The organism is Streptomyces sp. NPDC001056 (assembly GCF_053598955.1).
The window spans coordinates 31,728-57,271 of record NZ_JBSFLI010000035.1 but is presented as its reverse complement, the minus strand read 5'-3'; the positions used below and the strand labels follow the sequence as shown (position 1 = coordinate 57,271).

Genomic DNA, 25,544 nt, shown 5'->3' with positions numbered 1-25,544 from the left:
GGTCCATGGCTCAGCAGGAGCGAGCTGTGCGAACCCGACGCGCTGTGCTGGAGGCCGCCGCCGCGGTGTTCGCCGAGCGCGGCTATGCCGCGGCGACCATCGCGGAGATCCTCAACCGGGCCGGAGTCACCAAGGGCGCCCTCTACTTCCACTTCGACTCCAAGGCCGCCCTCGCGCGCGGGGTGCTCCAGGAGCAGATATCGGCCGAGTACCACGTCCCCCGCGAGGTCAAGCTCCAGGAGTGGGTGGACGCCGGCATGACGCTGGCCGACCGGCTGCCGCGTGAGCCCTTGCTGCTGGCCGGAGTTCGGCTCTCGGCCGACCTCCAGGGGCGGAACGTCTTCGGCAGCGCCTGGCCCGCCTGGGCCGAACTCACCGCGTCGCTGCTGGCGGAGGCCAGGGCCCGGGACGAGGTGCTGCCGCACGTGGAACCGGAGGAGACCGCGCAGGTCTTCCTCGGGGCGTGGATAGGGGTCCAGCTCGTCTCGCAGGCCGTTGCCGACTGGGCCGATCTGGACGAACGGATGTCGGCGCTCTTCAATCATCTGCTTCCCGCGATAGCCGTCCCGGCCGTCCTCGTCCGCCTCGACACCGCCCCGGACCGCGGTGCGCGGGTGATCGCCGAGGTGCGACGCCGGTCGCGGGCCGCCCTCGCCGGCGCCCCCCACTGAAACACCCCCGACCGCACCCCCGGCCACCCCTCCACCGAGCCGTCCCCATAGGGCCGCCTCCGCCTCGTCGCTCCCACCGGACCACCCCACCTGGACAGGCCCTCGCCGGAAGGGTCGTCACGGACGTCCTCCGCCGGGTACGGCCGCGCGCCGAGGAACTCCCGGTCGGACTCGGCGCGTTCGACGCCGTGGTCTTCGCCCGGTCCTTCCGCTGGACCGACCGGACGCGGGCGGACCGGCGACGCAGGGACCGCCGTACCCGCCTCGCTCCCACCGGGACTCCTTCGAGGCGGACCGGCGCCGAGATCTCGACCGGCGGATTTCCGGACCGGTTTGCTCCGCTTGAGGTGCGGTACGGGCCACGCGGAATCCGGTACGAAGAACGTATCGTCGGTCACTACGATGTGATCCCTAAGACAACCATTCGACCGGCTCGTCGGACATGGGCCGGTCGGGGTCGCCGATGCCAGGGACCGCTCCCCGGGCTGCGGTGATCTTCCTTCACAGGAGGACCCTCCCGCATGTTCCGACGTATTGGCGCTGCCGTCGTCCGGCATCCGGTCTGGACGATCGTGGCATGGCTGATCGCCGCGGTGGCGATCGTCGCCACCGCCCCAGGCCTGCCCTCGAACAGTGACGAGAGCAGCTTTCTACCCAAGAGTTACGAATCGATCAAAGCCGCGGATCTCCAGCAGAAGGCGTTCCCCAGCGCCTTCACGCCCTCCGCGATCGCGCTCTACCAGCGCACCGACGGCGGCCGGCTGACCGCCGCCGACCAGAAGGACGTCGCCCGGATCACCACCGAGCTGGGCGAGAAGAAGATCGACCAGGTACAGAAGGTGGTCCCCGGCCCGCCGTCCAAGGACGGCAGGTACGCCATGACCCTGGTCCAGATGGACAGCAAGAGCGCCGGCCAGCCCGCACAGGCCGACGCGGCCAAGATGTTGCGCGAGGACGTCAAGCAACTGGCCAAGGGCACTCATCTCGACGTCAAACTGGGCGGCTCCGCCGCGCAGGCCCTCGACCAGCAGGACTCCTCCAAACGCGGCCAGGCGCTGATCGGCTTCGGCACCTTCGCCATCATCCTGGTGACCCTGCTGATCATCTTCCGGGCGCCGATCCTGGCCGTCCTGCCGCTGGTCCTCATCGGCCTGGTCTCGGCCGTGGCCAACGGGCTGATCGCCTACGCCACCAAGCTGTTCGGGCTCCAGGCCAACAGCTCGATCTCGTCCATCCTGATCGTGGTGCTCTTCGGCGTGGGCACCGACTACTTCCTGTTCCTGATGTTCCGCTACCGCGAACGCCTCAGGGCCGGTGACGAGCCCAAGGAAGCCATGATCAACGCGGTCGGCCGGGTCGGCGAAGCCATCGCCTCGGCCGCCGGCGCGGTCATCATCGCCTTCCTCGCGCTGGTCCTGTCCACCCTCGGCTTCCTCAAGCAGATGGGCCCGGCGCTCGCCATCGCGGTCGCGGCCACCCTGGTCGCGGGCCTGACCCTGATCCCGGCCGTGGTCTCCCTCATCGGCCCCAAGGTCTTCTGGCCCTCCAAGTCCTGGCAGAAGGAGCCGGAGAACGCCCGGTTCGCCGCGCTCGGCCGCGCGGTGCGGCGCCGCCCGGCGCTGACCGCCGTCGCCTCCGGCCTCGTCCTGCTCGCGCTGTCGGTCGGCACGCTCGGCTACAAGGCCACCTTCGACCTGGCCTCGGGCTCGATGCCCAAGACCAAGGAGTCGATGGTCGTCCAGGACCGGATGCAGAAGGCGTACTCGGCGGGTGCCGCCGCGCCCACGGACGTGTACCTCTCCAGCACCGACGGCAAGCCGCTCGACAAGAGCGCCTTCGCCGGGTACGCACGGAAGCTCGGCGCGGTGGACGGCGTCGCGAGCGCCCGGATGAGCCAGCTCAACAAGGACGGCACCACCGCGGACTTCACCGTCACCCTCAAGTACGAGGCGTCGACGGACCGCGCGATCGACGCCGTCCAAGGGGTGCGCGACGTCGCGCACGCGGGTGCGCCCGCCGGCACCGAGGCGCTGGTCGGCGGCATGTCCTCGATCTACAAGGACATCAACGCGGCCGTCAACCACGACTACCGCACGGTGTTCCCCCTCGCCGCCGTCCTCATCATGGTCATCCTCGGCCTGCTGCTGCGCAGCGTCGTGGCGCCCTGGTACCTGATCGCCTCGGTGGGCCTCGGCTTCGGTGCCACCCTCGGTGCCACGGTGTGGATCTTCCAGAAGGGGGAGGGGCACTCCGGCCTGATGTTCATGCTCCCGGTGATCATGTATCTCTTCGTGGTCGCCATCGGCACCGACTACAACATCCTCATGATCGCGCGGCTGCGCGAGGAGGCCCGCGAGGGCCGCGATCCGCGCGAGGCGGCCGGCATGGCCCTGCGGCACGCCGGGCCGACCGTGGCCGCGGCCGGGTTCATCCTGGCGGCGACCTTCGCCACCATGATGCTGGCCGGCAACTCGCTGCTCACGGAGATGGGTTTCGCGGTCTCCTTCGGCATCGCGATCGCCGCGTTCGTCATGGCGATGTTCTTCACGCCGAGCCTCACCGCGCTCATCGGCCACGCGGCGTGGTGGCCGGGCCACGGCGACCGCGTGCAGCAGGCGGCCGGCACGGTCCCCGCACAGGCCGCGGCCATGGACGACCGCGACCCGGCGGGCCACGGCCGCTGACACCGGGCACCGCTCCGCACGGGGGCACGCCAGGGCGTACGGCCCTGGCGTGCCCCCGCTGCCTTCGGCGGGCCGCACGTGGTGCATGATCGGGGCGCGCGCGGGGCGCGTGCGGACCAACTCGACGCGGCATGGGGGAGATCGGGATGAGACGTCGTCGGGTCAAGGTGCTGGCGATCACGGTCGTGATCCTGGCCGTACTGTTCACCGTCGCGGACCGGATTGCCCTGCACTACGCGGACAAGGAGGCCGCCCGGCTCGTCGAGCAGAAGTACGGCTACGGCAACTCCACCGACAGCCACCTCGACGTGTCGATCAAGGGCTTCCCCTTCCTGACCCAGGCGTTCGGCCAGGACTTCGACCATGTCGCCCTGACGGCGCGGAACTTCACCGTCGACACCACGGGCAACGCGCAGGGCGGCTACCTCGGTGTCCGGCAGCTCCGACTCGACCTGCGCGGCGTGACGGTGACCTCGTTGACGGCCCGCAGCGCCGAGGCGAACCTCGTCACCGGCACCCTGACCTTGTCGTACGACCAACTGTCCGGCGTCCTCTCCCGGTTGGCCGGTACCGGAGGACCCGTGAAGGTGTCGCAGGCGCCGGGCTCGGACGGTCAGGCGGCGCGGCTCAGGATCAGCGGCACCGTCGGCGGCCGGCAGGCCGACGGCACCGGCACCCTGCTCGCCCAGGGCAACGAGCTTTCCCTCACCGTCCCCGGCACCGAACAGGCCACGGCCACCTGGCGTGTCGACCTCCCGGAGAACGTCGGCTTCAGCGCCGCCCGGTCCACACCGGACGGCGTACGGATCGACATGGTCGGCCACCTGGTGAACCTGGGCGCCTCGCGCTTCTCCCGCTGACCGGACCGACCAGTTCCGCGGCGTTTCGCACCACGGCCTGGTCACCCACGAGCTGATCACCGCGGCCCACCGGGACGGCTGACCGTCTGCGGTCGAGGGGGCGGCGCTCTCAGAGGAGCATCAGCAGCGCCGCCACCGCGGCCAGCCCCGCGCAGACGCCCAGCGTCCAGGCCACGCACCGCCGTTTCAGCTCCTGGTACCGGTTCTCGTACTCCGCCCGCAGCGAGGTGCAGCGGGCGGCGATGCGTTCCAGGTCCCCGCGGGCCCGGCGCAGGGAGTCCTCGACGTAACTCTGCTCGATCTCCGTGCGCTGGGCGGTCGTCAGCCAGTCCATGGGCCGGACGAACTCCTGGGCACGCTGCTCGGCCTCCGCGATGCGGGCCTGCCAGAGCAGGTACCCCTCCACCTCGTTGCTCAGTTCCCCCTCGGTGGCCCCCTGCCGCAGACTCGGGTCGCTCATACCGCGCCGTGCGCCTCTGCCTCGACCAGCGCGATGTCCGGGTGGTGGAGGTCGAACGCCGGGGACTCGCTGCGGATCCGCGGCAGGGTGGTGAAGTTGTGCCGCGGGGGCGGGCAGGAGGTCGCCCACTCCAGCGAGCGGCCGTAGCCCCAGGGGTCGTCCACACCGACCATCGGGGCGAACTTGGCCGTCTTCCAGACGTTGTAGAGGAACGGCAGCATCGACGCGCCGAGCAGGAAGGAGCCGATCGTGGACAGGGTGTTGAGGGCGGTGAACCCGTCGGCCGCCAGGTAGTCGGCGTACCGGCGGGGCATCCCCTCCGCGCCCAGCCAGTGCTGGACCAGGAAGGTGAGGTGGAAGCCGAAGAACAGGGTCCAGAAGTGGATCTTGCCGAGGCGCTCGTCGAGCAGCTTCCCGGTGAACTTCGGCCACCAGAAGTAGAACCCGGCGAACATCGCGAACACCACGGTGCCGAAGATCGTGTAGTGGAAGTGGGCCACGACGAAGTAGGAGTCGGTGACGTGGAAGTCCATCGGCGGCGAGGCCAGGATGACTCCGGTCAGACCGCCGAAGAGGAACGTGACGAGGAAGCCCACCGTCCACAGCATCGGCGTCTCGAAGGACAGCGAGCCCTTCCACATGGTGCCGATCCAGTTGAAGAACTTGACCCCGGTCGGCACCGCGATCAGGAAGGTCATGAAGGAGAAGAACGGCAGCAGTACACCACCGGTGGCGTACATGTGGTGCGCCCACACGGTCATCGAAAGGCCCGAGATGGAGATCGTCGCGGCGATCAGGCCCATGTAGCCGAACATCGGCTTGCGGGAGAAGACCGGGACGATCTCCGAGACGATCCCGAAGAACGGCAGCGCGATGACGTACACCTCGGGATGGCCGAAGAACCAGAAGAGGTGCTGCCACAGCAGTGCGCCGCCGTTGGCCGCGTCGAAGATGTGGGCGCCGAACTTGCGGTCCACCTCCAGGGCGAGCAGGGCGGCGGCCAGGACCGGGAACACCAGCAGGACCAGCACACCGGTCAGCAGCACGTTCCAGCAGAAGATCGGCAAGCGGAACATGGTGAGTCCCGGGGCGCGCATGCACAGGATCGTCGCGAGGAAGTTGACCGAGCCGAGGATGGTGCCGAAGCCGGAGAGGGTCAGACCCATGATGCCCATGTCGGCGCCGACGTTCGGCGTGTGGATCGCGTCCGACAGGGGCGGGTACATGAACCAGCCGAAGTCGGGGCCGCCCTGCGGGGTGAGCAGGGAGGCCGCCGCGATGAGCGAGCCGAACAGGTACAGCCAGTAGGCGAACATGTTCAGCCGGGGGAAGGCCACGTCCGGGGCGCCGATCTGGAGCGGCATGATCCAGTTCGCGAAACCGGCGAAGAGCGGTGTCGCGAACACCAGCAGCATGATCAGGCCGTGCATCGTGAACAACTCGTTGTACTGCGTGTTCGACATGATCTGCAGGCCCGGGCGGGCCAGTTCGGCGCGCATGAGGAGCGCCATGACGCCGCCGATCAGGAAGAAGGCGAACGAGGTGATGAGGTACAGGGTGCCGATCGTCTTGTGATCGGTGGTCGTCAGCCACTTCACCACGACATTGCCGGGCTGCTTGCGCCGCACCGGCACCTCGGCGTCGTAGGTGCCGGTCGGCCCCTTGGGCTCGTTCAGAATGCTCACAGCTGGTACGCCTCCCGGCGCTCGCAGGTTCGCCGACGTCAGTCATCCGACATCCTCGCGGCAGCGGGGCGGGCACCGGCACCCACGGCGGCCGGGACACGGCCGAACGGCTGACGTCGGTACCCGAACGGAGCATTCGGATACCTCGTTCGGAGCAGTGGGCCGAGGCTCAGGGGGAGTGGTTGGCGAAGGTCGCCAGGTACGTGCCGTAGAGCAGGGAGAAGCCGGCGAGGTACCCGCACACCCGGCGGGCGGTGTCGGGGTCGGTGCGCCACTTGTGCACGAGTGCCCGCGCCGCGGGGATGAGCAGCGGGAACGCCGGCAGCAGAAAGCGCGGCTTGGACTCGAAGGGGCCCGAGACCAGCACGACCGGCAGCAACAGCGCGGCGGTGTACAGCAGCAGCGCGAGCGGCACCCGCTCCCGGCACAGCCGCACGAACAGGAACACCCCCGCCGCCACGACCACCAGCGCCACCGGGTAGATGACGCCGTCGGACAGCGGCAGCGTCGCGAGGAAGCGCAGCGTGCCCAGGCCCCCGTCGAAGCGCGACTCCCAGGCGCTCTGCACCTGGAAGTAGCCGTGCAGCGGGGCGCCCGTGCGATGCCCCACCAGCAGCAGGTACGCCGTCCAGCCGAGCGGTGCCGCGAGGGCACCGGCCCACAGACCGGGCGGGACCCGGCCCCGGCGCCGTACGGCCTCGAAGGCGGCCACGCCGAGGACGGCCGCGGCGGCCGCGTAGCCGTTCGGCCGGGTCAGGCCCGCGAGCGCGGCGAGCGCGCCGGCCGCCGGCCAGCGTTCGTCCAGCAGGGCGTACAGGCACCAGACGGCGAGGGCGATGAACAAGGGCTCGGTGTAGGCGAGGGTGAGGACCACCGAGTGCGGCAGGACGGCCCACAGGGCGACCATGGCGGTGGCGACCGAGCGGCCGTAGAGCCGGTGCCCGATCGCGTAGACGCCGACGGCGGCCAGCGCGATCGCGGTCCAGGCGATCAGCAGCGCGGCCACGGCGGGGGAGATCAGGGGGATCCGGTCGAGTGCCCGGATGAGCCCCGGGTACAGGGGGAAGAAGGCCCAGTCGGTCTGCACCGAGCCGGTGTCCGTGATGTGTATCCGGGAGCCGTAGCCGTGCGTGGCGATGTGCAGGTACCAGACGGAGTCCCAGGAGTGGGCCAGGCCCTTGAGTATCGAGCGTCCGGTGAGCAGGTTCACCAGCACGACGAGGATCGCCCCGGCCACCCGCACGGCGCCGAAGAGGACGAGCGCCCGCTGGACGCCGGGCGGCCAGGCCCGGCGCTCGCGCCCTTCCGGGGGCGGACCGGGCCGTTCGAGGGCGGAGGCGTCACGGCGCTGCGGGGAGAACGTGCTCACCCTCCGACCTTGATCGGAGCCGCACGTCCGTGCAATGGGACCACGCCGATCAAGCCACTTCTGGCTTGTTTTATCTGCTGGTCAGAGCGTCGTATCCGGGAAAACACAAGACCGGCTCGCACCTACCGGTCCCGGTTCGGGCGGGTCATCCTGGAACGGCGGGCCCGCCCGGTCCGCACCCCGCGGAAGGAGCCCCTGTGGACGGCTGGTACGTCGACGACCGCTGCACCAACTGCGATGTCGCCCGGCAGCTGGCGCCGGACCTGATCGACGAGAAGGACGGCCGGTCCCGCATCGTGCGCCGGCCGGAGACCGAGGAGGAGAACCGGCGTCTGCACGCCGCCGTCTTCGCCTGCCACACCCGCTCGATCCGCCCCACCACCGGGCGCGCCGACGAGGCTCTCGACCCGTTCCCGCTGGCCCTGGACGACAACGTCCTGCTGTGCGGCCACAACTCGCGGCGCACCGCCGGCGCCAACTCCTACCTGCTCCGCCGCCCCTCCGGCACCCTCATGATGATCGACACGCCCCGCTGGAGCCCCGCCCTCGCCGACCGGTACACGGCCCTCGGACGGATCACGGACGTGCTGCTCACCCACCGCGACCACGCCGCCCACGGCCGCCGCTACGCCGACCGCCTCGGCGCCCGGCTGTGGATCCACGAGGGCGACCTCGACGCCGCGCCCGACGCGGACCGGGTCATCCGGGGCCTCGCCCCCCTGGACGTCGACGAGGGCGTCACCGTGCATCCGTTGCCCGGCCACACCCGGGGCAGCGTGCTGTACCTCGCGGACGACCGGTACTGCTTCAGCGGCGACAGCTTCTACTGGTCGCGCTCGCTCGGGGATCTCACCGTCGCGCACAGCGTGACCTGGTACTCCATCGAGGAGTTGGCCGCCTCCCTGGCACGTACGGCGGGTCGGCTGCGCTTCGAGTGGGTCCTGCCGGGCCACGGCGACCGCAGGCACCTGCCCGCCGACGAGATGGCCCGCCGCCTGCGCGCGCTGACCGAGCACGCCCGCACCCTGCGCCCGCGTCCCGTGGACTTCACGGCCGTACGGTGGTGAGGGGGCCGCGTACGACAGGGAGGTCACCGTGCGACTGGCGGAGTTTCTTACCCGGGTCCGTGACCGCGGGGAGTACCGGAGCCAGGAGGAGGCCGAGCACGTGAGCGAGGCCGTGCTGTGGACGCTGGCCACCCGGATCACCCCGGAGGAGGCCGACGAACTGGCGGCGCGGCTGCCCGCGCCGCTGGACGAGGCGCTGCACCGGGACCGGGGCTGCGCCGAGTCCTTCGGCCGGGAGGAGTTCCTGCGGCGGGTGGCGCAGCAGACGGGTGCCAGGCCGCGGACGGCGGAGTGGGACGCGGGCGCGGTGCTGTCCACCGTGGCCGACACGGTCTCCGGGCGCGAGCTGGACGAACTGCTGTCCCGGCTGCCGGTCAGCTACGCGGAGCTGTTCGGGCGGCCGGGACGCGGGTGAGCCCCCGGGCGCCCCGGGAGCGCCCGTCATTGCTGACCGTGCGGCTCGGGTTCCTCCCGCGTGGCCCGCAACTGCTCGTCGCACCACCGCCTGGCCGCGTCGGTGACCTGGGCCAGCGCGCGCGGGTCCTCGAACAGATGGGTGGCCTTCGGCACGAGGTGCAGGGAGTGCGGGGCGCGCAGCCGCCGGGCGGCCTCCTCGTTGAGCCGCCGCGCCTCGCGGTCCTGCGCGCCGACCACCAGCAGGACCGGCACCCGCACCCGTTCCAGCGCGTCGCCCGCCAGATCGGGCCGTCCGTCCCGCGACACCACGGTCAGCACCCGGTCCGGCCGCTCGGCGGCGGCCGTCAGCGCGGCGGCGGTGCCCGTGCCGGCGCCGAACAGCACCACCGGGATCCCGCGGGTGTCGGGCTGCTCCGCGAGCCAGTCGATCGCCCCCACCAGCCGGTGCGCGAGGAGCGGGATGTCGAAGCGGTGCCCGGCGCCCAGCGCGTCGTGCCGCTCCTCCCGCTCGCTGAGCAGGTCGAGCAGCAGCGTGCCGTACCCTGCCACGCGCAACTCGGCGGCCACGGCGCGGTTGCGGGTGCTGTGCCGGGAGCTGCCGTTGCCGTGCACGAAGAGCACCACCGCCCGCGACGGAGCGGAGACCACCAGGTCACCATGGAGCGCGGCATCGTCCATGCGGACGAGAACCATCTCGGAGATCATCGGCCTCAACCCTTCCCGGGGCGCCGTTCCCGCCGATCAGTACGGCCCGGATGTCCACTTCCCATCATGCCCACGGGGCCCGGACCCGGCACCCGCAGGGGCCCTCGGGCCGCCATCACCAGCCGGTCAGCAGCAGGTGATTGAGGAGCAGGGCGAGCACGACCTGGGCGGCGAGCCAGGGGCGGGGCCGGGGGAGCAGCGCGCAGGCGGGCAGCAGCCACAGCGCGAAGGGCAGCCAGATCCGTTCGGTCTCGGCCTTGCTCATCCCGGACAGGTCGGCCACCAGGAGCGCGAGCAGGGCGGCGCCGACGAGGACGGCGAGCCGGGCCCGGGAGCCGGTACGGCGGTGCGGGAGCAGGGCGCCCGCGCGGCGCAGGCCCGCCGCGGTGGCCGGGCCGGTGATGAGCACGGCGCAGGCGAGGTCGGCCCACAGCCAGTAGCCGTAGGGGCGGATGCCGCCGACCCCCTGGCGGTAACGGATCGTCAGAAGATGGTATCCGTCGAGCCAGTCGAAGCCGGCGAACGCGAACACCATTGGGAACACGGCGAGTCCGGCGAGCAGCGGGATCAACAGGGAGCGCCGGTCCCGTGGTCGGCGGCGGCCGAGCACGAGCACCGCCGCGCCGATGAGGGCGAAGAGGGTGAGGCCGTAGGAGAGATAGCAGGTCAGTCCGAAGAGCAGACCCGCCCCGGCGGCCGCCCACGGGGAGGGGCGGGTCAGGGCGAGGGCGAGCAGGGCCACCGCCCAGGCGGCGACCGCCGCGAAGAGGCCGTCGGCCGAGGTGCCCTGCCACACCGCGGCCGGGGCCAGCACCACGAACGGCGCCGCCCGCCGCGCGAGCGCCTCGTCGGCCAGGGCGCGCACGGCGACCAGCACCGCCACGCACCCGGTCGCACCGACGACCACGCAGAACATCCCGACCCACCCGCCGCCCCGCAGCCCGGTCCGGTCGAGCAGGACGAAGACCAGCGTGGCCGCCGGGGGATGCCCCGCGACATGGGCGGGCCAGGGCGCGGGGGAGCCGCTGACGATGTGGTGGGTGAAGTCGCGCAGCGCGGCCGGGATGTCGGCGAACCTGCCGATCACCCGCAGATACTCGTTGCGGCTGGTCAGCCTGCCCGCGATGCCCCGTCGCCAGCCGTCCACCAGTGCCAGGCAGGTGATCCAGGCCAGCGCGGACGCCCACGCGGACGCGAGCAGCCCGCGCCAGGGCAGGCGGGCCGCGAGCCCGGGGCCGTACGCCACCCCGGCGGCGGCCAGGAGCAGGGCGGCGGGCGTGCCGGGGCCGAGGTGCGGGTCCCACTGTGCGAGCAGCGGGGGCCAGTGCACGAACAGCGTGTGCCGGGTGGACTGGATGTGCCGCCCGACCAGCACGGCCGCCGTGACCAGGAGGGCGGCGGCACCGGCGGCGTACAGATCGCGGCGGGTGGCACGGGCGGCGTGCGCGTCGCGGCGGGTGGCACGGGCGGCGGCGGGGCCGGGGCGGTGGCGGGTCACACGGGCACGCTAGGCCGGGCGGGCGGTGGGAGGCCGCCGTCCGGGCCGGACGTCAGCGTTTCGTCACCGGTCGTGTCCCCTGCCGCGGGCCTGCGGCGGCCTACCGTCGGATCATGCGCGACCCTCATCGGATCCCGTCGTCCCCGAGTTTCTGGCGCAGCCCCCTGCGCGGCCCGTGGCTCACCTCGGTCCTCGGCCTCGCCCTGCTCGTCGGCGTCACCGTCCTGTTCGTGACCGGCCTGGTGTCGTACGCCGCGTACAACCCGAACCTGTCCCCGGTGAACGACACGACCCCGGACAAGGGCCTGCTCGGCTTCTACCTCTTCGCGTGGCCGACCGACCCGGTGTGGCTGTACCGGCTCACCCAGGGCGTCCACGTCACCCTGGGCATCACCCTGATCCCGGTCCTGCTGGCCAAGCTGTGGTCGGTGGTGCCGCGCCTCTTCACCCTGCCGCCGGCCCGCTCCGTCGCCCACGCGCTGGAACGGATCTCGCTGTTGCTGCTGGTCGGCGGCGGGCTGTTCGAGTTCACCACCGGAGTGCTCAACATCCAGCTGGACTACGTCTTCCCGGGCTCCTTCTACCCGCTGCACTTCTACGGCGCCTGGGTCTTCTTCGCGGCCTTCGTCGCCCACGCGGTCCTGAAAGCGCCGACGGCGGTGCGGGCGGTACGACGTCGGCCGGACGGGGAGGACTTCGGCCCGGGTTCCCTGGTCTCCCCGGACCCCGCCCCGCCCACCGTGTCCCGGCGCGGCGCCCTCGGCCTGGTCGGTGGCGGCGCGCTGCTGTTGTTCCTCACCACGGTCGGGCAGAGCCTGGGTGGGCCCCTGCGCCGTACGGCCCTGCTCGCGCCGCGCGGCCCGGCCGACCCGGGCGGCGGCCCGAACGGCTTCCAGATCAACAAGACCGCCGCGTACGCCGGGATCACCCGGGCCGACACCCACGAGGACGCCTGGCGCCTCGTCGTCACCGGCCGCACCGGCACCGTCCGGCTCAGCCGCGCCCGGCTGCTCCGACTCCCGCTGCACAGCGTGTCCTTGCCGATCGCCTGTGTCGAGGGCTGGTCCACCGCCGACCAGTGGTGGCGCGGTGTGCGGCTGCGCGATCTCGCCGGGCTCGTGGGGTACGACGGCCACGCCGCCGGTGTGCCGGACGTGCTCGTGGAGTCCCTGCAACGGCACGGCGCGTTCCGGCGTGCAGCCCTGCGCGCCGACCAGGTGGCCGATCCGCGCTCCCTGCTCGCCCTCTACGTCAACGGCGAGGAACTCTCCCCCGACCACGGTCACCCGGCGCGCGTCATCGTGCCCGCGGCGCCCGGCGTGCTCAACACCAAGTGGGTGGCACGGCTGACCTTCGGAGACCTGTGATGAAGCCGCCTCGACCGCGTCCGCCGCTCGGCAGCCCCTTCCCGCTGCTGCTCCTCGCCTGCTCGTTCGCGCTCGCCGCGTACGCCGGAGTCCGGCTGTTCGCCGGTGACCGGCTCGCGGTGGCGCTGTGGATCGTGGGCGCGGCCCTGCTGCACGACCTGGTGCTGCTGCCGCTGTACTCGGTCGCGGACCGGACGCTGGTGCGCGGGCTCGACGCGGTCGGGCGGCGCGCGTGGACGCCGTACGTGCGGGTGCCCGCCGCGCTGTCCGGGTTGCTGCTGCTCGTCTGGTTCCCGCTGATCAGCGGGAGGGCGGCGGAGCGGTACCGGTTGACCACCGGACTGTCCCCGGACGGCTTTGCCGCCCGGTGGCTGCTGATCACCGCCGTGCTGTTCGGGGGGTCGGCGTCGCTGCTGGTGTGGCGGGTGCGGCGCGGGGGCTCCGGCTCAGCGTGAGGCGTACCGGGCCAGCCGGGCGGCGAACCTCCCGTGCGGGGACAGCGCGGCGACCGCGCGGGCGTCGTCGGCCACGTCGACGTCCCGCAGCCGGGGCAACTCCCGCACCCGCAGCCCCGCGTCCGTCAGCCGTGCCCGCTGGACGGCACCGGTCACGGGCGTCGACATGGGCACGCCCCGCAGTAGCGCCGGATCAGGGGCGGCGAGACCGAGTGCCCAGAAGCCGCCGTCCTCCGCCGGGCCCAGGTACGCGTCGCAGTCCGCGAAGTCCACGGTGAGCAGGTCCGGGGTCACCTGAGGCGTGTCCATGCCGATCAGCAGGGCCGGGCCGTCGCAGTGGGCGAAGGCGTCCGCCAGGCGCTCGTCGAGGCCGCCCGCGCACTGCGGCAGCACCTCGAAGCCCGGCGGCAGCCAGGGGCCCGGCGCGCCGTCCAGGACGAGGAGCCGCCGGGACGCGGGCGCGGTCGCCACCGCGTGCAGGGTGTCGGCGAGCGCCGCCTCGGCGAGGCCCGCCGCCTCGACGGGCGTGAACGGCGGGGTCAGCCGCGTCTTGACCCGCCCCGGGCGCGGCTCCTTGGCGATCACGAGCAGCGTGGTCACCGGGCCGCCCGGGGAGCGGCGAGCACCCGGCGCATGTCCCGCACCGCGCGCCAGGTCCCGGCCCAGGTCCCGGTCACCTTGGACAGCCCGGTGCGCGGCAGGTACGGCACGTCGCGCTCGCTGATCCGCCATCCCGCGTCGGCGGCCCGCACCACCATCTCCAGCGGATAGCCGCTGCGCCGGTCGGTGAGGCGCAGCGCGAGCAGCGCCTCCCGGTGGGCGGCCCGCAGCGGCCCCAGATCGTGCAGCCGCAGCCCGGTACGGCGGCGCAGCAGCCGGGCCAGCGCGAGGTTCCCGGCGCGGGCGTGCGCCGGCCAGGCGTCCCGGCTCACCGGCCGCCTTCGGCCGAGCACCAGGTCCGCCCGTCCTTCGCGGATCTCCCGCACGAAGGGCACCAGCAGCGCGGGGTCGAGGGAGGCGTCGCAGTCGCAGAAGCAGACGATGCCGGCCGTGGCGGCGGTCAGCCCGGTGTGGCAGGCGGCGCCGAAGCCGCGCCGGGGCTCGTCGAGCACGGTCGCGCCCAGCGCGCGGGCGATCCGGGCCGAGTCGTCCCTGGAACCGTTGTCGACGACGATGGCCCGCCACCCGGCCGGGATCCGCCCGAGCACCCAGGGCAGCGCCTCGGCCTCGTCCAGACAGGGCAGCACCACGTCGACGTCCGAAGAAGTGGTCGTCACGCCGTTCACCCTACGAACGGAAACCGGGCGTTTCGGACTTCCACTCCTTACGAAACGCGGACACCGCCCCGACCGCCGCACCACCGTGCCGCACGCGGTGCGACGCTTGAGCCATGCAGCAGCAGTACGAGCCCCACCGGGCCGGCGCCCCCGACCCGGCGGCCGGGAACCCGGACCCGGACCGGGAGCGCGGCCGAGCCCGGGTCCTGGTCGTGGACGACGACCCCACCGTCTCCGAGGTCGTCGCCGGATACCTGGACCGCGCCGGGTACGCGGTCGAGCGCGCCGACGACGGCCCGACCGCCCTCGGCCGCGCCCACGTCCACCGGCCCGACCTCGTCGTCCTCGACCTCATGCTGCCCGGCATGGACGGCCTGGAGGTGTGCAGGCGGATGCGGGAGCAGGGGCCCGTACCGGTCATCATGCTCACCGCCCGCGGCGACGAGGAGGACCGCGTCCTCGGCCTGGAGGTCGGCGCCGACGACTACGTCACCAAGCCCTTCAGTCCCCGCGAACTCGTGCTGCGCGTGGAGTCCGTACTGCGCCGCAGCCGCCCCTCCGCCACCGGTCACCGACTGGCCGCGGCCGGGCTCACGGTCGACCCCGACGCCCGCCGCGCCACCAAGGGCGGCCGCGAACTCGCCCTCACTCTCCGGGAGTTCGACCTCCTCGCGTTCTTCCTGCGGCACCCCGGCCGGGCCTTCGCCCGCGAGGACCTGATGCGCGAGGTCTGGGGCTGGGACTTCGGCGACCTGTCCACCGTCACGGTGCACGTCCGGCGGCTGCGCGGCAAGATCGAGGACGACCCGGCCGGGCCCCGGCTGATCCGGACCGTGTGGGGGGTCGGCTACCGCTTCGAGCCGGACGGCGCGGGGGACTGACCGTGCGCGACCTCCTCCTCATCGCCCTCTACGCCTTCGCCGCAGCCGCCGCCACGGGCCTCGCCGGGGCGGGCGTGCTGCGGCTGATCCGGCGGCGCTCGCTCACCGCGTCCCTCGCCGTCGTCGCCGCGGTCGGGGTCCTCGCCATGCTCGCCGGGACCCTCGCCGTCGCCTGGGCCATGTTCCTGTCCCCGCACGACCTGACCGCCGTCACCACCGTCGTCGCCATGGCGGCCGTCGTCTCCCTGGTCACCGCGCTGCTGCTCGGCCGCTGGGTGGTCGCCCGCAGCCGCGAACTCGCCGACGCCGCCCGCTCGTTCGGCGACGGCGGCACCTACGCCGCGCCCGACGGCCCCGCCACCGCCGAACTGGAGGACCTCAGCCGGGAGTTGGCGGCCACCAGTGCCCGGCTCGCCGAATCCCGCGAACGGGAGCGGGCGTTGGAGACCTCACGGCGGGAACTGGTCGCCTGGATCTCGCACGACCTGCGCACCCCGCTCGCCGGACTGCGCGCCATGGCGGAGGCCCTGGAGGACGGCGTCGCCGCCGACCCCGACCGCTATCTGCGGCAGATCCGCGCCGAGGTGGAACGCCTCGACGGCATGGTGGGCGACCTCTTCGAACTCTCCCGCATCCACGCGGGCACCCTCCCGCTGAGCCTGTCCCGCATCTCCCTGTACGACCTGGTCGGCGACGCGCTGGCCGGCGCCGACCCGCTGGCCCGGGAGCACGGGGTACGTCTGGTGGGCGAGCGCGTCGCGCCCGTGCCGGTGGAGGTGGACGGCCGGGAGATGAGCCGTGTGCTCGGCAATCTGCTGGTCAACGCCATCCGCCGGACCCCCGCCGACGGCACGGTCGCCGTCGCGGCCGAACGCACCGACGAGGGCGTGGTGCTGTCCGTCACCGACGGCTGCGGCGGCATCCCCGAGGAGGACCTGCCGCGCGTCTTCGACACCGGCTGGCGCGGCACCGACGCCCGCACACCTCCGGCGGGCGCGGGCCTCGGCCTCGCCATCGTCCGGGGCATCGTGGAGGCCCACCGGGGCCGGGCCGCCGTCCGTAACATCCCCGGCGGCTGCCGCTTCGAGGTGACGCTGCCGACCGCGCCGTAGGCCCGCGGAACCTCACCGCCGGAGCCCGGCCCGCGCGAACTCCCGTACTCCCTCGTCGAATTCGACCTGGGGCCGCCAGCCCAGCGCGGCCCGCAGCCGGGAGGAGTCGGCGGTGATGTGCCGTACGTCCCCCAGCCGGTACTCCCCGGTGACCACCGGCTCCGGTCCGCCGCACGCCTCGGCGAGCGCCCGTGCCAGTTCGCCGACGGTGCGGGGCTCACCGCTGCCGGTGTTGAACGCCGTGAGCGCGCCGGGTGCGGCCGCCGCCTCCAGCGCGGCCACGTTCGCCGCCGCCGCGTCCCGGACGTGCACGAAGTCCCGCCGCTGCCGGCCGTCCTCGAAGACCCGGGGAGCCTGACCGCGGGCGAGCGCGGAGCGGAAGAGGGCGGCGACGCCGGCGTACGGGGTGTCGCGGGGCATCCGCGGGCCGTAGACGTTGTGGTAGCGCAGGGAGATCGCGGTACCGCCCGTCGAGCGGGCCCAGGCGGCGGCCAGGTGCTCCTGGGCGAGCTTGGTCGCCGCGTACACGTTGCGGGGGTCGGCCGGTGCGTCCTCGCCCACCAGACCGGGGGACAGCTCCGCCCCGCACGCCGGGCAGCGCGGCTCGAACCGGCCCGCGTCGAGGTCGGCCGCGGCGCGCGGGCCCGGTCGTACGACACCGTGGCGGGGGCACGTGTACCGGCCCTCGCCGTAGACGACCATGGACCCGGCCAGCAGCAGGCGCTCCACCCCCGCCCGCGCCATCGCGGCGACCAGCACGGCCGTACCCAGGTCGTTGCGCGAGACGTACTCCGCGGCGTCGGCGACACCGTTGCCGAGGCCGACCATCGCCGCGTGATGGCACACGGCGTCCACTTCGGCCAGCGCGCGGGTCAGCGCGGCCGCGTCCCGCACGTCCGCGCCGGGATCCGAGCGGACGTCGTACACCACCGGCTCGTGCCCGTGCGCCCGCAGCGCCTCCACGACATGGGACCCGATGAACCCGGCTCCGCCGGTGACCAGTACGCGCATACGGTCACGCTATCCGCGGCGGGCGCCGCGCCTGCGGGGCGCGCGGGTCATGTCACGGGTCCGTAAGACCTCGCCTCAGCCGATGCAGAGCACCAGCACGCAGAGCTGTTCCGGCGAGGTCGAGGCCCGTGCGGGGGCGCCGGGGGCGGTGCTCTGGTCCGAGCCGCCGGTGGTGGGGGCGGGCGCGGGGGCGGAGGGCGTCGACGGGGCGGTGGTGCCGGCCCCGTCGGTCGCCGGTGCGGCGGAGGCGGTGCGCGCCTGCGAAGCGGCGGCGGGCCGCGTGACCGGGGCCGCGGGAGCGGCGGCGTCCGGGTGCGGGATCGCCGGCGCCGCGTGGGGGTGGGTCACGAGGGTCTGCCGCACGGTGCCCGTGCCGCCCGGGGTGCGGGGCGCCGGGGCCGTGTGGTGGTCCTGGCGCGTGCCGGGCGTGGCCGACGGTTCGGGGGTCTGCGCGGGGGCCTCGTCTCGTGGTGCGAGGCCCATGCTCCGGTCGTTCGGGACCGTGGCCGCCTGCGCCCGGTCGGCGGTGTGCCGGTCCATCGAGGCGACGGTCAGACCACCGCCGACGAGGGCGACGGCGGTGGCGACCACGGCCCGGCGCTGGTTCTTCCTCCAGCGGGCCATCTGACGCCGGCGCGCCGCCCGGCCCTCGCGCACCGGCGGCGCGTCCTCGACGCCGACGGCGTCGGCGGGCGCCTCGGCGCTCGCGACCGGTTCCTCCGCGAAGGGGTCCGAGGCCGGGTCGAACGCGGGCGGGAACGCACCCCCGTTCCACTCGAACTCCGGCCGGGACGCGGCCCCGTGGGCCCCGGCGGACACCGCACCGCCGTACCACCCGTCCACCGGCGCCGATCCCCGACTCCCCGTGGCGGCCGGCATCTCGGCGGCGGGCGCCGGGGAACGGCCGGTGCCGCGCGGGGCGATGTCCGGGGCGTAGGCGCCGCAGCCGGGGCACACCAGCGCGCCGTTGAGGTGCCGACGGCACTCGGAGCAGTAGTCCATCTGTGTCTTCCGGTCTTCCCTGTTCGGCGTTCGGCTGTGCCGTCGGCCCGCCGGGGCCACGGCCTGGTCGCGTTCGTGCGGAGGATCGAGCGGCCAGTCACGCTGACGGGGCTTTCGAAAGGCTGTGTGCAGTCGGTGTGTCGCTCCTGCGTAAATCCGCCGGGAGTCCTGCGTCCGGCGGCGGGTGCCCGGTCGGAGAGCCCGAGGGGCCCGAACGCCATCAGCGGGGCGGCGACGGCCGGCGGCCCCCCGCGATGGTGACCTGGTCCCTTCGGCGGCAGGCTCCGCGAACCCGGCCCCGGTGACGTCGCCGGGGCACTGGTCAGCCGGTGGTCAGCAGGCGCCGTACGACATACCCGGCGGAGTCCACGCCGGAGGTGCCGCCCTCGACCAGGGCCGCGACCGCGATGTGCGCGTTGTAGGCGGTCAGCCAGCCGTTGGTGTGGTCGCCCTCCTCGGCGGTACCCGTCTTGGCACCGACACCGGCGAGGCCGCCGAGGCGCGGGGCGGCGGTGCCACCGGTGGCGGCGGCGTGCATCATCGACCGGAGATAGCCCGCCGTACGGGGCGAGATGGGCCGCGGCGCGCTCTCCTGTCGCTGCCCCGGCAGGATGACGGGCTGCCGGAAACCGGCGTTGCGTACGGTGGCCGCGACGGACGCCATGAACAGCGGCGTGGCCGTCACCCTGCCCTGCCCGATGAACTGGGCCGCCTGGTCGCCGCCCTGGGCGTCCGTCGGAATACTGGGGTCCGTGGTGGCGACCCCGCCGCCGATGGACCAGCTGCCCATGCCGAAGACGTCCACGGCCTCGTCGTGCAGGGCGGAGGCGTCACCGTCGTGCACGAGGTAGTGGAAACCGTCCTTGATGAAGGACGTGTTGCACGACACGGCGAAGGCCTGTGCGAGGTCGGACTTCGGATTCGGTCTCACCCCCGGATCGTTGTGGAACAGCTGGCTGTTGGCCATCAGCGAAGGGGTGCACGGCGCCGGACTGGCCGGGGTGAGGCCCGCCCTGTCGAACAGGGCCGCCGACGTGATGATCTTCATGGTGGAGCCGGGGGACTTGATCCCGTTGATGGCGATGTCCCCGTCCGCGCCCGTGTGCGCGACCGCCAGGATGTGCCCGTTGCTCCAGTCGAGGGCCACCGTACCCGCGGGCATGCCCTGCACGTGCGGGTCCTTGACCGCGCTCTCCGCCGCCGTCTGGAGCCGGGCGTCGATCGTCGTCCTGATGACCGGGGCGCTGCCCTTCTTGAAGGTCTTCAGCGTCCTGACGCCCGCGCCCTCGCCGTCCACGACGGCCACGCCGGTGCCGGGGCGGCCGCCGGTGGCCGTGCCGTTCTGCCGGATCGTCCCCGCGATGTCCCGCAGCGAGTCGAACCCGGCCAGGTCCGTCCTGCCGTCGCTGGCCACCACCTTCGCGTCGCTCGTGCCCGCGGGCAGCGTGCCCGCGGTCAGCGACTGGTCGTCCCCGAGGCCCGGGTACAGCACCGAGTTGTTCCAGTGGACCGCCGCCGCGCCATTGGTGCTCTTGCGCACGGCCACCGCGCTCGGGTAGCTCCAACTGCCGCCCGCCACCCGCGCGGTGACGGTGAAGGTGACCTTCGTGGCCCCCGGGGTCACGCTCGACGGACCGGCCGCGAGGACCTCGCCGAACGTCACCTGCGTCAGACGCAGGCCGTCCTTGTACTGCCGCAGCGCCTGCGCCGCCGTGTCCGGCGCGTCGGTGTCCCCGGCCGCGCCGTCGAGGTTCTGCCCGGACCAGTGGTCGAGGAACGTCCGGGTCAGCTTCACCGCCTCGGCTCCGGAGGGCGGTGTGGTCGACACCGTCGACGGGTCGAAACCCGCGTCCTGTGCCCGGTCTCCGGCCGAACCGCCGGTCAGCCCGTGCAGGAGGTTGTAGGTCCCGATTCCCCCCAGAACGAGCAGCGCGGTGGACGTACCGGCAATGCCGATCTTCACAGCTCTGTTCATGCGCCGGATCGTATGTACGTTCCATGAAGTAACGAGGCGGCCACGTCGGGATCGTTACCGGAATGTCAAGGCGGACCGCTCAAAAAATCCGCCGCGGCGGGACCCACCGGTCCGGCGGCGCCACCGCCCCGGCCGTCGGACGATTAAAGGGGACGATACTGGTGTAAAAGTGAGACTGATGGAACCAGCGCGCGAGAGCGACACCGCAGCCACGCCCGTGGGGGCGGCGGACCTCTTCGACGCGTCCACGGACGCGGCCGCGGTGATCTCACAGGACGGCACGGTGTTCGGCTGGACCCGCGGCGCAGAGGCCCTGCTCGGCTATTCCGCGCCGGAGATGGTCGGCACCCGTGCCGGGCGCCTGCTCGCGATGCCCGAGGACCCCGGACGGGTCAGCGGCGTCGCGGAGCGCTGCCGTGCCGGCAGCGGCTGGAGCGGGACGATCCGGGTACGGCACCGGGACGGCCACCAGTTCGAGGTCCAGCTGCGGATCTCGGCCGCCTTCCGCATGGGCGGACGGGAGTGCTTCCTGGTGTCGGCGCGCGAACAGCACGAGCAGTGGACGATGGCCCAGTCCGTCCTCGACGGGTTCCTGACCCGCTCACCGGTCGGCATGGCGGTCCTGGACCGCGACCTGCGCTACGTGTGGCTGAACGACACCCTGGAACGGCTCAGCGGGGTGCCCCGGGAGGAGCGGCTCGGGCGGCGGCTGAGCGAACTGCTGCCGGGGCTCCAGGGGGAGGCCCTGGAGAAGCTGATGCGCAAGGTGCTCGCCACCGGTGTGCCCGTCACCGACTACGAGTACGCCGGATGGGTCTGGGCCGACCCGCACCGCAGACACGCCTACTCGTCGTCGTTCTTCCCGCTGCTGGACGCCGACGACACCGTCACCGGCATCTGCTACATGGTCCTGGACGTCACCGAGCGCTGGGCCGCCCGCCGGATCCTGTCGATGGTCAACGAGGCGGGCACCAGCATCGGCACCACCCTCGACGTGCTGCGCACCGCCGAGGAACTGGCCGACTTCGCCGTCCCTCGCTTCGCCGACTTCGTCGCCGTGGACCTGCTCGAATCCGTGCTCAGCCGCGAGGACCACGGGACGTGGCTCAGCGACGCCGGGCCCGCGCCCGCCCGGCCCGCGATGCGCCGCGCCGCCCTGCGCTCGGTGCGCGAGGGCTGCCCCGAGGCCGTCCACCGGGTCGGGGACCGGATCGGTTTCCGCTCCCCGCCGCACGACGCCACGACCCTCGTCCGGGGCGACCCGCTGTTCATCCCGTTCCTCGACGCGGAGCAGGGGCCGTGGGTCGCCGCCGAGCCGCCGCGGGCCGAGCGCGTCCGCGAGTTCGGCATGCACTCGCTGATCTCCGTACCCGTGCGGGCCCGCAACACCGCCCTCGGCGTCGCCACCTTCGTCCGCACGACCAACCCGGTCCCCTTCGCGTCCGACGACGTCCTGCTGGCCCGGGAACTGGTGGCCCGGGCGGCGGTATGCCTGGACAACGCCCGCCGCTACACCAGGGAGCACACGGCCGCCCTCACCCTGCAGCGCAGCCTGCTGCCCACCGCCCTGAGCGGGGGCACCGCCCTCGACGTGGCCTCCTCCTACCTCCCGGCCGACCCGACCGGAGGGGTCGGCGGCGACTGGTTCGACGTGATCCCGCTGTCCGGGGCGCGGGTCGGGCTCGTGGTCGGGGACGTGGTGGGCCACGGCATCGGCGCCGCCGCGAGCATGGGGCGGCTGCGCACCGCCGTACAGACCCTCGCCGACATGGAACTGCCCCCCGACGAACTCCTCGCCCACCTGGACGACCTCGTCCTCCGGCTGGGCGGGGAGGAGGCCGTCTCCGACGCCCGGGGTACGGCCGCCTTCACCGGCGCGACCTGCCTCTACGCCGTGTACGACCCGGTCACCCGGCGGTGCGCCATGGCCCGTGCCGGCCACCCGCCGCCCGTCGTGGTCCCCCCGGACGGGCCCGCCCACTTCCCGGAGATCCCCGCCGGGCCCCCGCTGGGCCTGGGCGGCATGGCCTTCGAGGCCACCGAGATCGAACTGGCCGAGCACAGCCTGCTGGGGCTGTACACCAACGGCCTCATCCAGGGGTGCGACGACGTCGAGCGCGGCATGGTCCGGCTCACCGAGGCCCTCACCCGCACCGAGCCGGACCTGGAGAGGCTGTGCACCGCCGTGGTGGACGATCTCGTCCGGCGGCCGCAGCCCGACGACATCGCCCTGCTGCTGACCCGCACCCACGCCCTGGGCGCCGGCCACGTCGTCTCCTGGGACGTCCCCGACGACCCGTCCGCCGTCGGCGAGTTCCGCGCCCTGGCCGCCCGCCAGGTCACGGAGTGGGGCCTCGGGGAGCTGGCCATGACGACGGAGCTCCTGGTGAGCGAACTCGTCACCAACGCCATCCGCTACGCGGCCCCGCCCATCCGCCTGCGACTGCTCCGTGACGCCCGCCTGACCTGCGAGGTCGCCGACGCCAGCAGCACCGCACCGCGCCTGCGGCACGCCCGCAGCACCGACGAGGGCGGCCGGGGGCTGTTCCTCGTCGCCCAGCTGTCCCTGCGCTGGGGCGCCCGCTACACCGGCGACGGAAAGATCATCTGGGCCGAGCAGAAGATCCCGTAGGGGACGGATGGCTCGGCTGGGGCACGGACGGATCGTCCACGGCGCGGATCTCGTCGTCGGCGAGCAGGCACGCCGCGAGCGCGGCCGTGTCGTCCTGGAGATGGTCGCCGCTGTACTCCAGCAGATCGTGGTGGAGCCGTTCCAGCAGCGCGTGCGGGGCCAGCGGGCCGAAGGAGCGCAGGCGCTCCGCCAGGGGGTAGAAGGTGCCGGACGCGTCCCTGGTCTCGGTCACGCCGTCGGTGTACAGCAGCAGCTGCTCGCCGGGCTCGAAGGGGTAACTGTCCACCCGGTGCGGCTCCATGAGCAGCATGCCGAGGTTCAGCGGCGGACCCGAACATCCGCTGTCCAGCTCCCGCACCTCGTCGGCGCGGATCAGCAGCGGCGGTGGATGGCCGCAGTTGACGATGCGCACGAGCCGCCCGTCGGCGGGGATCTCGGCGAAGACCGCGGTGATGAACCGCTCGGCCGTGTCGCTGCCGCCGATGTGCTCGGCCCGGCGGGACACACTGCGTTCCATGCGGCGGGCCAGGGCGGCGAGATCGGGCTCGTCGTGCGCGGCCTCGCGGAACGCGCCGAGCACCGAGGCGGCCGTCTCCACCGCGAGCAGACCCTTGCCGCGCACGTCGCCGATGAGCAGCCGTACGCCGAACGCCGTGGGCACGGCCTCGTAGAGGTCGCCGCCGATGCGGGCCTCCGCGGCGGCGGACAGGTAGAGGCTCTCCAGGAGCAGGTTGCCGATCCGCTGCGGAAGCGGCCGCAGCAGCACGTGCTGCGCGATCTCGGCCACGAACCGCACGTCGGCCAGAGTGCGTTCACGGTGGGTGCGGTGGGCGGCGAGGATCGTGCCGAGGGCGCCCACCAGGGCGGTGCAGACGTAGTCGGCGACGTAGTGCCGGTCCCACAGATAGCCGACCGACCGCCCCGCGCAGCACGGCGTCCCGGCGAGCACCCCCTCCATGAGGACCGCGAACACCGTGGCGCCCGCGACGAAGACGGGCCCGTGCGCGAACGCGGCCACCAGCGGCAGGGCGACCAGCAGAAAGCTCACGGGCCAGTCGACGGGAGTGATCGGTTCCAGGAGCAGTACGGCCGCCACGTAGAGCACTGGGAGCCAGCGCATCCAGGCCGGAGGCGCCGGTGGTCCGGTCCGTGCGGCGGCACCGACCTCCGGCTGGCGACGTGGACTTCGCACACGGGACTCCTGTCACACGGGCTGGACAAGGATCCAGCCTGGTGCGCGGGTCCACGCCGCACCGGTCATTGCTCCACTCAGCGGCATGTTCCGGTCACCGGGGGCCTGCGGGCCGCACCGGGGACGCGAGGTGTCCGGCCGGGGGAACGGTTCACCAGTAGTGCCGTCGGCCGGCGACGGCGTGCCCCATCGACCCGAGGATCCACAGCACCGCGCCGACCACCAGAAGGATGATCCCGATGGTCCACAGAATGGATATCCCGGTGAGGAATCCGACGATGAGCAAAATGATGCCGAGGGCGATCATGACCCGCCTCCTGTCGACAGATGTTCCTGGGATGCGGGTGCCCCGAAGCGCGCCGAATCATCACGCGGGATGCGAAATCCCGGTGGGGATCCCGGTGGGGCGGATCCGGTGGAGTCGTCTCCGCGCGGACCGCTGCTCAGCTTCCGGGCGCGCCCCGGCGCAGACCGTCCATGACGAGGTCGAGGAGCCGGGTGGCGCGCGGCCGCCAGTCCTCGTGGGGATCGAGCTGCCACAGGCCGGCGATGGCGAGCAGGAAGTCGTCCGCGGTGACGCCGGGCCGGATGGTGCCGGCCTCCTCGTTGGCCCGCAGCAGCAGGTCGGCCGCGTCGGTCACGGGGGTGTGCGCGGGCTTGGCCGGGCCGCCGGGCGCGCCGGTGACCTGCCGGATCGCGTCGGCCAGACCGGCCTTGGCCATGGCGAACTCCGCGAGCCGGTCCATCCAGGCGCGCAGGGCCCGGTCGGGCGGCAGGGTGGCGAGGAGCTGGGCCGCGCTGGCCGAGACGTGCCCCATCTCGTGGCGGTAGATCTCCAGGACCAGCGCCTCGCGGTTCGGGAAGTTGCGGTAGAAGGTCCCCTGGCCGACGCCCGCCTTACGGGCGATCGCGCTCAGCGGGGCGTCCGCACAGCGCGACAGCTCGGCGAGGGCCACCTCCAGGATGCGTTCCCGGTTGCGCTGCGCGTCCGAGCGCCGTCCCGAGTCCTTCATGTGCGGCACTCGTCCTCCCCGAGGGGCGTGGCCGAACCTCGCCCTTGCTAAGCGGACAGCTGTCCGTTACGTTTCCGGGGTAACGGACAGTTGTCCGGTTGATGTCCACGATAGCCGCGGAACCACCACAGCGGCAGTCACCGGCCGGCGCCCTTCGGCGGCGGCACTCCGCGACCCGCCCCGCCACCACCGGCGCCCCGGTCCCCCCTCA

General features: G+C 73.2%; 22 protein-coding genes and 1 pseudogene. 10 read left to right on the top strand and 13 right to left on the bottom strand.

The annotated features are described in order from the left end of the window. Window positions 1-5: 5 nt before the first annotated feature. The 3 genes from ACWDD7_RS30935 (at window position 6) to ACWDD7_RS30925 (ending at window position 4,215) form a co-directional block, all read left to right on the top strand. Window positions 6-671, top strand: coding sequence for a ScbR family autoregulator-binding transcription factor (locus ACWDD7_RS30935; RefSeq protein ID WP_351870249.1), 666 nt, complete (start codon window positions 6-8; stop codon window positions 669-671). Between the two features lie 521 nt (window positions 672-1,192). Next, window positions 1,193-3,355: an MMPL family transporter gene (locus ACWDD7_RS30930; RefSeq protein WP_450459831.1), complete on the top strand. Its 2,163-nt coding sequence runs from the start codon at window positions 1,193-1,195 to the stop codon at window positions 3,353-3,355. Window positions 3,356-3,501: 146 nt separating this feature from the next. Then, window positions 3,502-4,215, top strand: coding sequence for an LmeA family phospholipid-binding protein (locus tag ACWDD7_RS30925; RefSeq protein WP_450459830.1), 714 nt, complete (start codon window positions 3,502-3,504; stop codon window positions 4,213-4,215). Between the two features lie 109 nt (window positions 4,216-4,324). On the opposite strand, the gene ACWDD7_RS30920 is transcribed toward ACWDD7_RS30925, so the two are convergent. The 3 genes and pseudogenes from ACWDD7_RS30920 to ACWDD7_RS30910 form a co-directional block, all read right to left on the bottom strand. Further along, entirely contained in the window at window positions 4,325-4,621 is a 297-nt protein-coding gene (locus ACWDD7_RS30920; RefSeq protein ID WP_392214236.1) for a cytochrome C oxidase subunit I, read from the bottom strand. Window positions 4,622-4,633: 12 nt separating this feature from the next. Continuing rightward, window positions 4,634-6,360: pseudogene (gene ctaD / locus ACWDD7_RS30915) on the bottom strand (aa3-type cytochrome oxidase subunit I); the annotation flags it as partial. Window positions 6,361-6,529: 169 nt separating this feature from the next. Beyond that, window positions 6,530-7,729, bottom strand: a complete 1,200-nt coding sequence (locus ACWDD7_RS30910) for a glycosyltransferase family 39 protein (protein ID WP_450459829.1) — start codon at window positions 7,727-7,729, stop codon at window positions 6,530-6,532. Window positions 7,730-7,926: 197 nt separating this feature from the next. On the opposite strand from ACWDD7_RS30910, the gene ACWDD7_RS30905 reads away from it, so the two are divergent. Together ACWDD7_RS30905 and ACWDD7_RS30900 are read left to right on the top strand one after the other, a co-directional pair. After that, a complete protein-coding gene (locus ACWDD7_RS30905) occupies window positions 7,927-8,796 on the top strand; it encodes an MBL fold metallo-hydrolase (protein WP_351870231.1) in 870 nt (289 codons plus the stop codon). A gap of 28 nt (window positions 8,797-8,824) precedes the next feature. Then, window positions 8,825-9,211 (top strand): DUF2267 domain-containing protein, encoded by a 387-nt coding sequence (locus ACWDD7_RS30900; protein WP_450459828.1) that lies wholly within the window; start codon window positions 8,825-8,827, stop codon window positions 9,209-9,211. Window positions 9,212-9,237: 26 nt separating this feature from the next. Here ACWDD7_RS30900 and ACWDD7_RS30895 read toward each other — a convergent pair whose 3' ends face one another. Together ACWDD7_RS30895 and ACWDD7_RS30890 are read right to left on the bottom strand one after the other, a co-directional pair. Then, a complete protein-coding gene (locus tag ACWDD7_RS30895; protein WP_450459827.1) occupies window positions 9,238-9,918 on the bottom strand; it encodes a dienelactone hydrolase family protein in 681 nt (226 codons plus the stop codon). A 115-nt stretch (window positions 9,919-10,033) separates the two neighbouring features. Continuing rightward, window positions 10,034-11,335 carry a hypothetical protein gene (locus tag ACWDD7_RS30890; RefSeq protein ID WP_450459844.1) on the bottom strand — a complete coding sequence of 434 codons (1,302 nt, stop codon included), beginning with the start codon at window positions 11,333-11,335 and terminating at the stop codon, window positions 10,034-10,036. 194 nt (window positions 11,336-11,529) lie between these two features. Here ACWDD7_RS30890 and ACWDD7_RS30885 point away from each other — a divergent pair, with 194 nt between their 5' ends. Both ACWDD7_RS30885 and ACWDD7_RS30880 read left to right on the top strand, forming a co-directional pair. Continuing rightward, the gene (locus tag ACWDD7_RS30885) at window positions 11,530-12,783 is read left to right on the top strand and encodes a molybdopterin-dependent oxidoreductase (RefSeq protein ID WP_351870224.1); all 1,254 of its coding nucleotides are present in this window, start codon (window positions 11,530-11,532) and stop codon (window positions 12,781-12,783) included. Then, window positions 12,783-13,238: a hypothetical protein gene (locus ACWDD7_RS30880; protein ID WP_351870221.1), complete on the top strand. Its 456-nt coding sequence runs from the start codon at window positions 12,783-12,785 to the stop codon at window positions 13,236-13,238. The genes ACWDD7_RS30885 and ACWDD7_RS30880 overlap by 1 nt, the downstream gene beginning before the upstream one ends. On the opposite strand, the gene ACWDD7_RS30875 is transcribed toward ACWDD7_RS30880, so the two are convergent. Together ACWDD7_RS30875 and ACWDD7_RS30870 are read right to left on the bottom strand one after the other, a co-directional pair. Beyond that, the gene (locus ACWDD7_RS30875; RefSeq protein WP_450459826.1) at window positions 13,230-13,838 is read right to left on the bottom strand and encodes a TIGR04282 family arsenosugar biosynthesis glycosyltransferase; all 609 of its coding nucleotides are present in this window, start codon (window positions 13,836-13,838) and stop codon (window positions 13,230-13,232) included. The two genes, ACWDD7_RS30880 and ACWDD7_RS30875, sit on opposite strands and share 9 nt — an antisense overlap. After that, the gene (locus tag ACWDD7_RS30870; protein WP_450459825.1) at window positions 13,835-14,524 is read right to left on the bottom strand and encodes a glycosyltransferase family 2 protein; all 690 of its coding nucleotides are present in this window, start codon (window positions 14,522-14,524) and stop codon (window positions 13,835-13,837) included. The genes ACWDD7_RS30875 and ACWDD7_RS30870 overlap by 4 nt, the downstream gene beginning before the upstream one ends. A gap of 104 nt (window positions 14,525-14,628) precedes the next feature. Between ACWDD7_RS30870 and ACWDD7_RS30865 the strand changes: the two genes are divergently transcribed. Together ACWDD7_RS30865 and ACWDD7_RS30860 are read left to right on the top strand one after the other, a co-directional pair. Further along, window positions 14,629-15,396 carry a response regulator transcription factor gene (locus ACWDD7_RS30865; RefSeq protein WP_450459824.1) on the top strand — a complete coding sequence of 256 codons (768 nt, stop codon included), beginning with the start codon at window positions 14,629-14,631 and terminating at the stop codon, window positions 15,394-15,396. A 2-nt stretch (window positions 15,397-15,398) separates the two neighbouring features. After that, window positions 15,399-16,508, top strand: coding sequence for a sensor histidine kinase (locus ACWDD7_RS30860; RefSeq protein WP_450459823.1), 1,110 nt, complete (start codon window positions 15,399-15,401; stop codon window positions 16,506-16,508). 12 nt (window positions 16,509-16,520) lie between these two features. Here ACWDD7_RS30860 and ACWDD7_RS30855 read toward each other — a convergent pair whose 3' ends face one another. The 3 genes from ACWDD7_RS30855 to ACWDD7_RS30845 form a co-directional block, all read right to left on the bottom strand. Then, window positions 16,521-17,519, bottom strand: a complete 999-nt coding sequence (locus ACWDD7_RS30855; RefSeq protein WP_450459822.1) for an NAD-dependent epimerase/dehydratase family protein — start codon at window positions 17,517-17,519, stop codon at window positions 16,521-16,523. A gap of 75 nt (window positions 17,520-17,594) precedes the next feature. Next, on the bottom strand, window positions 17,595-18,521 hold the full coding sequence (locus tag ACWDD7_RS30850; RefSeq protein ID WP_450459821.1) for an SCO2400 family protein: 927 nt from the start codon (window positions 18,519-18,521) through the stop codon (window positions 17,595-17,597). 322 nt (window positions 18,522-18,843) lie between these two features. Further along, a complete protein-coding gene (locus ACWDD7_RS30845; protein ID WP_450459820.1) occupies window positions 18,844-20,496 on the bottom strand; it encodes a penicillin-binding transpeptidase domain-containing protein in 1,653 nt (550 codons plus the stop codon). A 178-nt stretch (window positions 20,497-20,674) separates the two neighbouring features. On the opposite strand from ACWDD7_RS30845, the gene ACWDD7_RS30840 reads away from it, so the two are divergent. Next, on the top strand, window positions 20,675-23,128 hold the full coding sequence (locus tag ACWDD7_RS30840; RefSeq protein WP_450459819.1) for a SpoIIE family protein phosphatase: 2,454 nt from the start codon (window positions 20,675-20,677) through the stop codon (window positions 23,126-23,128). On the opposite strand, the gene ACWDD7_RS30835 is transcribed toward ACWDD7_RS30840, so the two are convergent. The 3 genes from ACWDD7_RS30835 to ACWDD7_RS30825 all read right to left on the bottom strand — a co-directional run bounded on the left by ACWDD7_RS30835 (window position 23,100) and on the right by ACWDD7_RS30825 (window position 25,333). Then, window positions 23,100-24,248 carry a PP2C family protein-serine/threonine phosphatase gene (locus tag ACWDD7_RS30835; RefSeq protein ID WP_450459818.1) on the bottom strand — a complete coding sequence of 383 codons (1,149 nt, stop codon included), beginning with the start codon at window positions 24,246-24,248 and terminating at the stop codon, window positions 23,100-23,102. The two genes, ACWDD7_RS30840 and ACWDD7_RS30835, sit on opposite strands and share 29 nt — an antisense overlap. A 223-nt stretch (window positions 24,249-24,471) precedes the next feature. Continuing rightward, window positions 24,472-24,627: a DUF6131 family protein gene (locus tag ACWDD7_RS30830; RefSeq protein WP_086807291.1), complete on the bottom strand. Its 156-nt coding sequence runs from the start codon at window positions 24,625-24,627 to the stop codon at window positions 24,472-24,474. 136 nt (window positions 24,628-24,763) lie between these two features. Next, on the bottom strand, window positions 24,764-25,333 hold the full coding sequence (locus tag ACWDD7_RS30825) for a TetR/AcrR family transcriptional regulator (protein ID WP_450459817.1): 570 nt from the start codon (window positions 25,331-25,333) through the stop codon (window positions 24,764-24,766). Window positions 25,334-25,544 lie beyond the last annotated feature (211 nt).

What these genes read in the sequence shown, in the direction of transcription:
- ACWDD7_RS30830 (WP_086807291.1), bottom strand. Translation starts at nt 24,627, where the DNA reads ATGATCGCCCTCGGCATCATTTTGCTCATCGTCGGATTCCTCACCGGG.
- ACWDD7_RS30845 (WP_450459820.1), bottom strand. Translation starts at nt 20,496, where the DNA reads ATGAACAGAGCTGTGAAGATCGGCATTGCCGGTACGTCCACCGCGCTG.
- ACWDD7_RS30880 (WP_351870221.1), top strand. Translation starts at nt 12,783, where the DNA reads ATGAAGCCGCCTCGACCGCGTCCGCCGCTCGGCAGCCCCTTCCCGCTG.
- ACWDD7_RS30895 (WP_450459827.1), bottom strand. Translation starts at nt 9,918, where the DNA reads ATGATCTCCGAGATGGTTCTCGTCCGCATGGACGATGCCGCGCTCCAT.
- ACWDD7_RS30855 (WP_450459822.1), bottom strand. Translation starts at nt 17,519, where the DNA reads ATGCGCGTACTGGTCACCGGCGGAGCCGGGTTCATCGGGTCCCATGTC.
- ACWDD7_RS30850 (WP_450459821.1), bottom strand. Translation starts at nt 18,521, where the DNA reads ATGGACTACTGCTCCGAGTGCCGTCGGCACCTCAACGGCGCGCTGGTG.
- ACWDD7_RS30865 (WP_450459824.1), top strand. Translation starts at nt 14,629, where the DNA reads ATGCAGCAGCAGTACGAGCCCCACCGGGCCGGCGCCCCCGACCCGGCG.
- ACWDD7_RS30935 (WP_351870249.1), top strand. Translation starts at nt 6, where the DNA reads ATGGCTCAGCAGGAGCGAGCTGTGCGAACCCGACGCGCTGTGCTGGAG.
- ACWDD7_RS30840 (WP_450459819.1), top strand. Translation starts at nt 20,675, where the DNA reads ATGGAACCAGCGCGCGAGAGCGACACCGCAGCCACGCCCGTGGGGGCG.
- ACWDD7_RS30835 (WP_450459818.1), bottom strand. Translation starts at nt 24,248, where the DNA reads ATGCGCTGGCTCCCAGTGCTCTACGTGGCGGCCGTACTGCTCCTGGAA.
- ACWDD7_RS30925 (WP_450459830.1), top strand. Translation starts at nt 3,502, where the DNA reads ATGAGACGTCGTCGGGTCAAGGTGCTGGCGATCACGGTCGTGATCCTG.
- ACWDD7_RS30885 (WP_351870224.1), top strand. Translation starts at nt 11,530, where the DNA reads ATGCGCGACCCTCATCGGATCCCGTCGTCCCCGAGTTTCTGGCGCAGC.
- ACWDD7_RS30930 (WP_450459831.1), top strand. Translation starts at nt 1,193, where the DNA reads ATGTTCCGACGTATTGGCGCTGCCGTCGTCCGGCATCCGGTCTGGACG.
- ACWDD7_RS30825 (WP_450459817.1), bottom strand. Translation starts at nt 25,333, where the DNA reads ATGAAGGACTCGGGACGGCGCTCGGACGCGCAGCGCAACCGGGAACGC.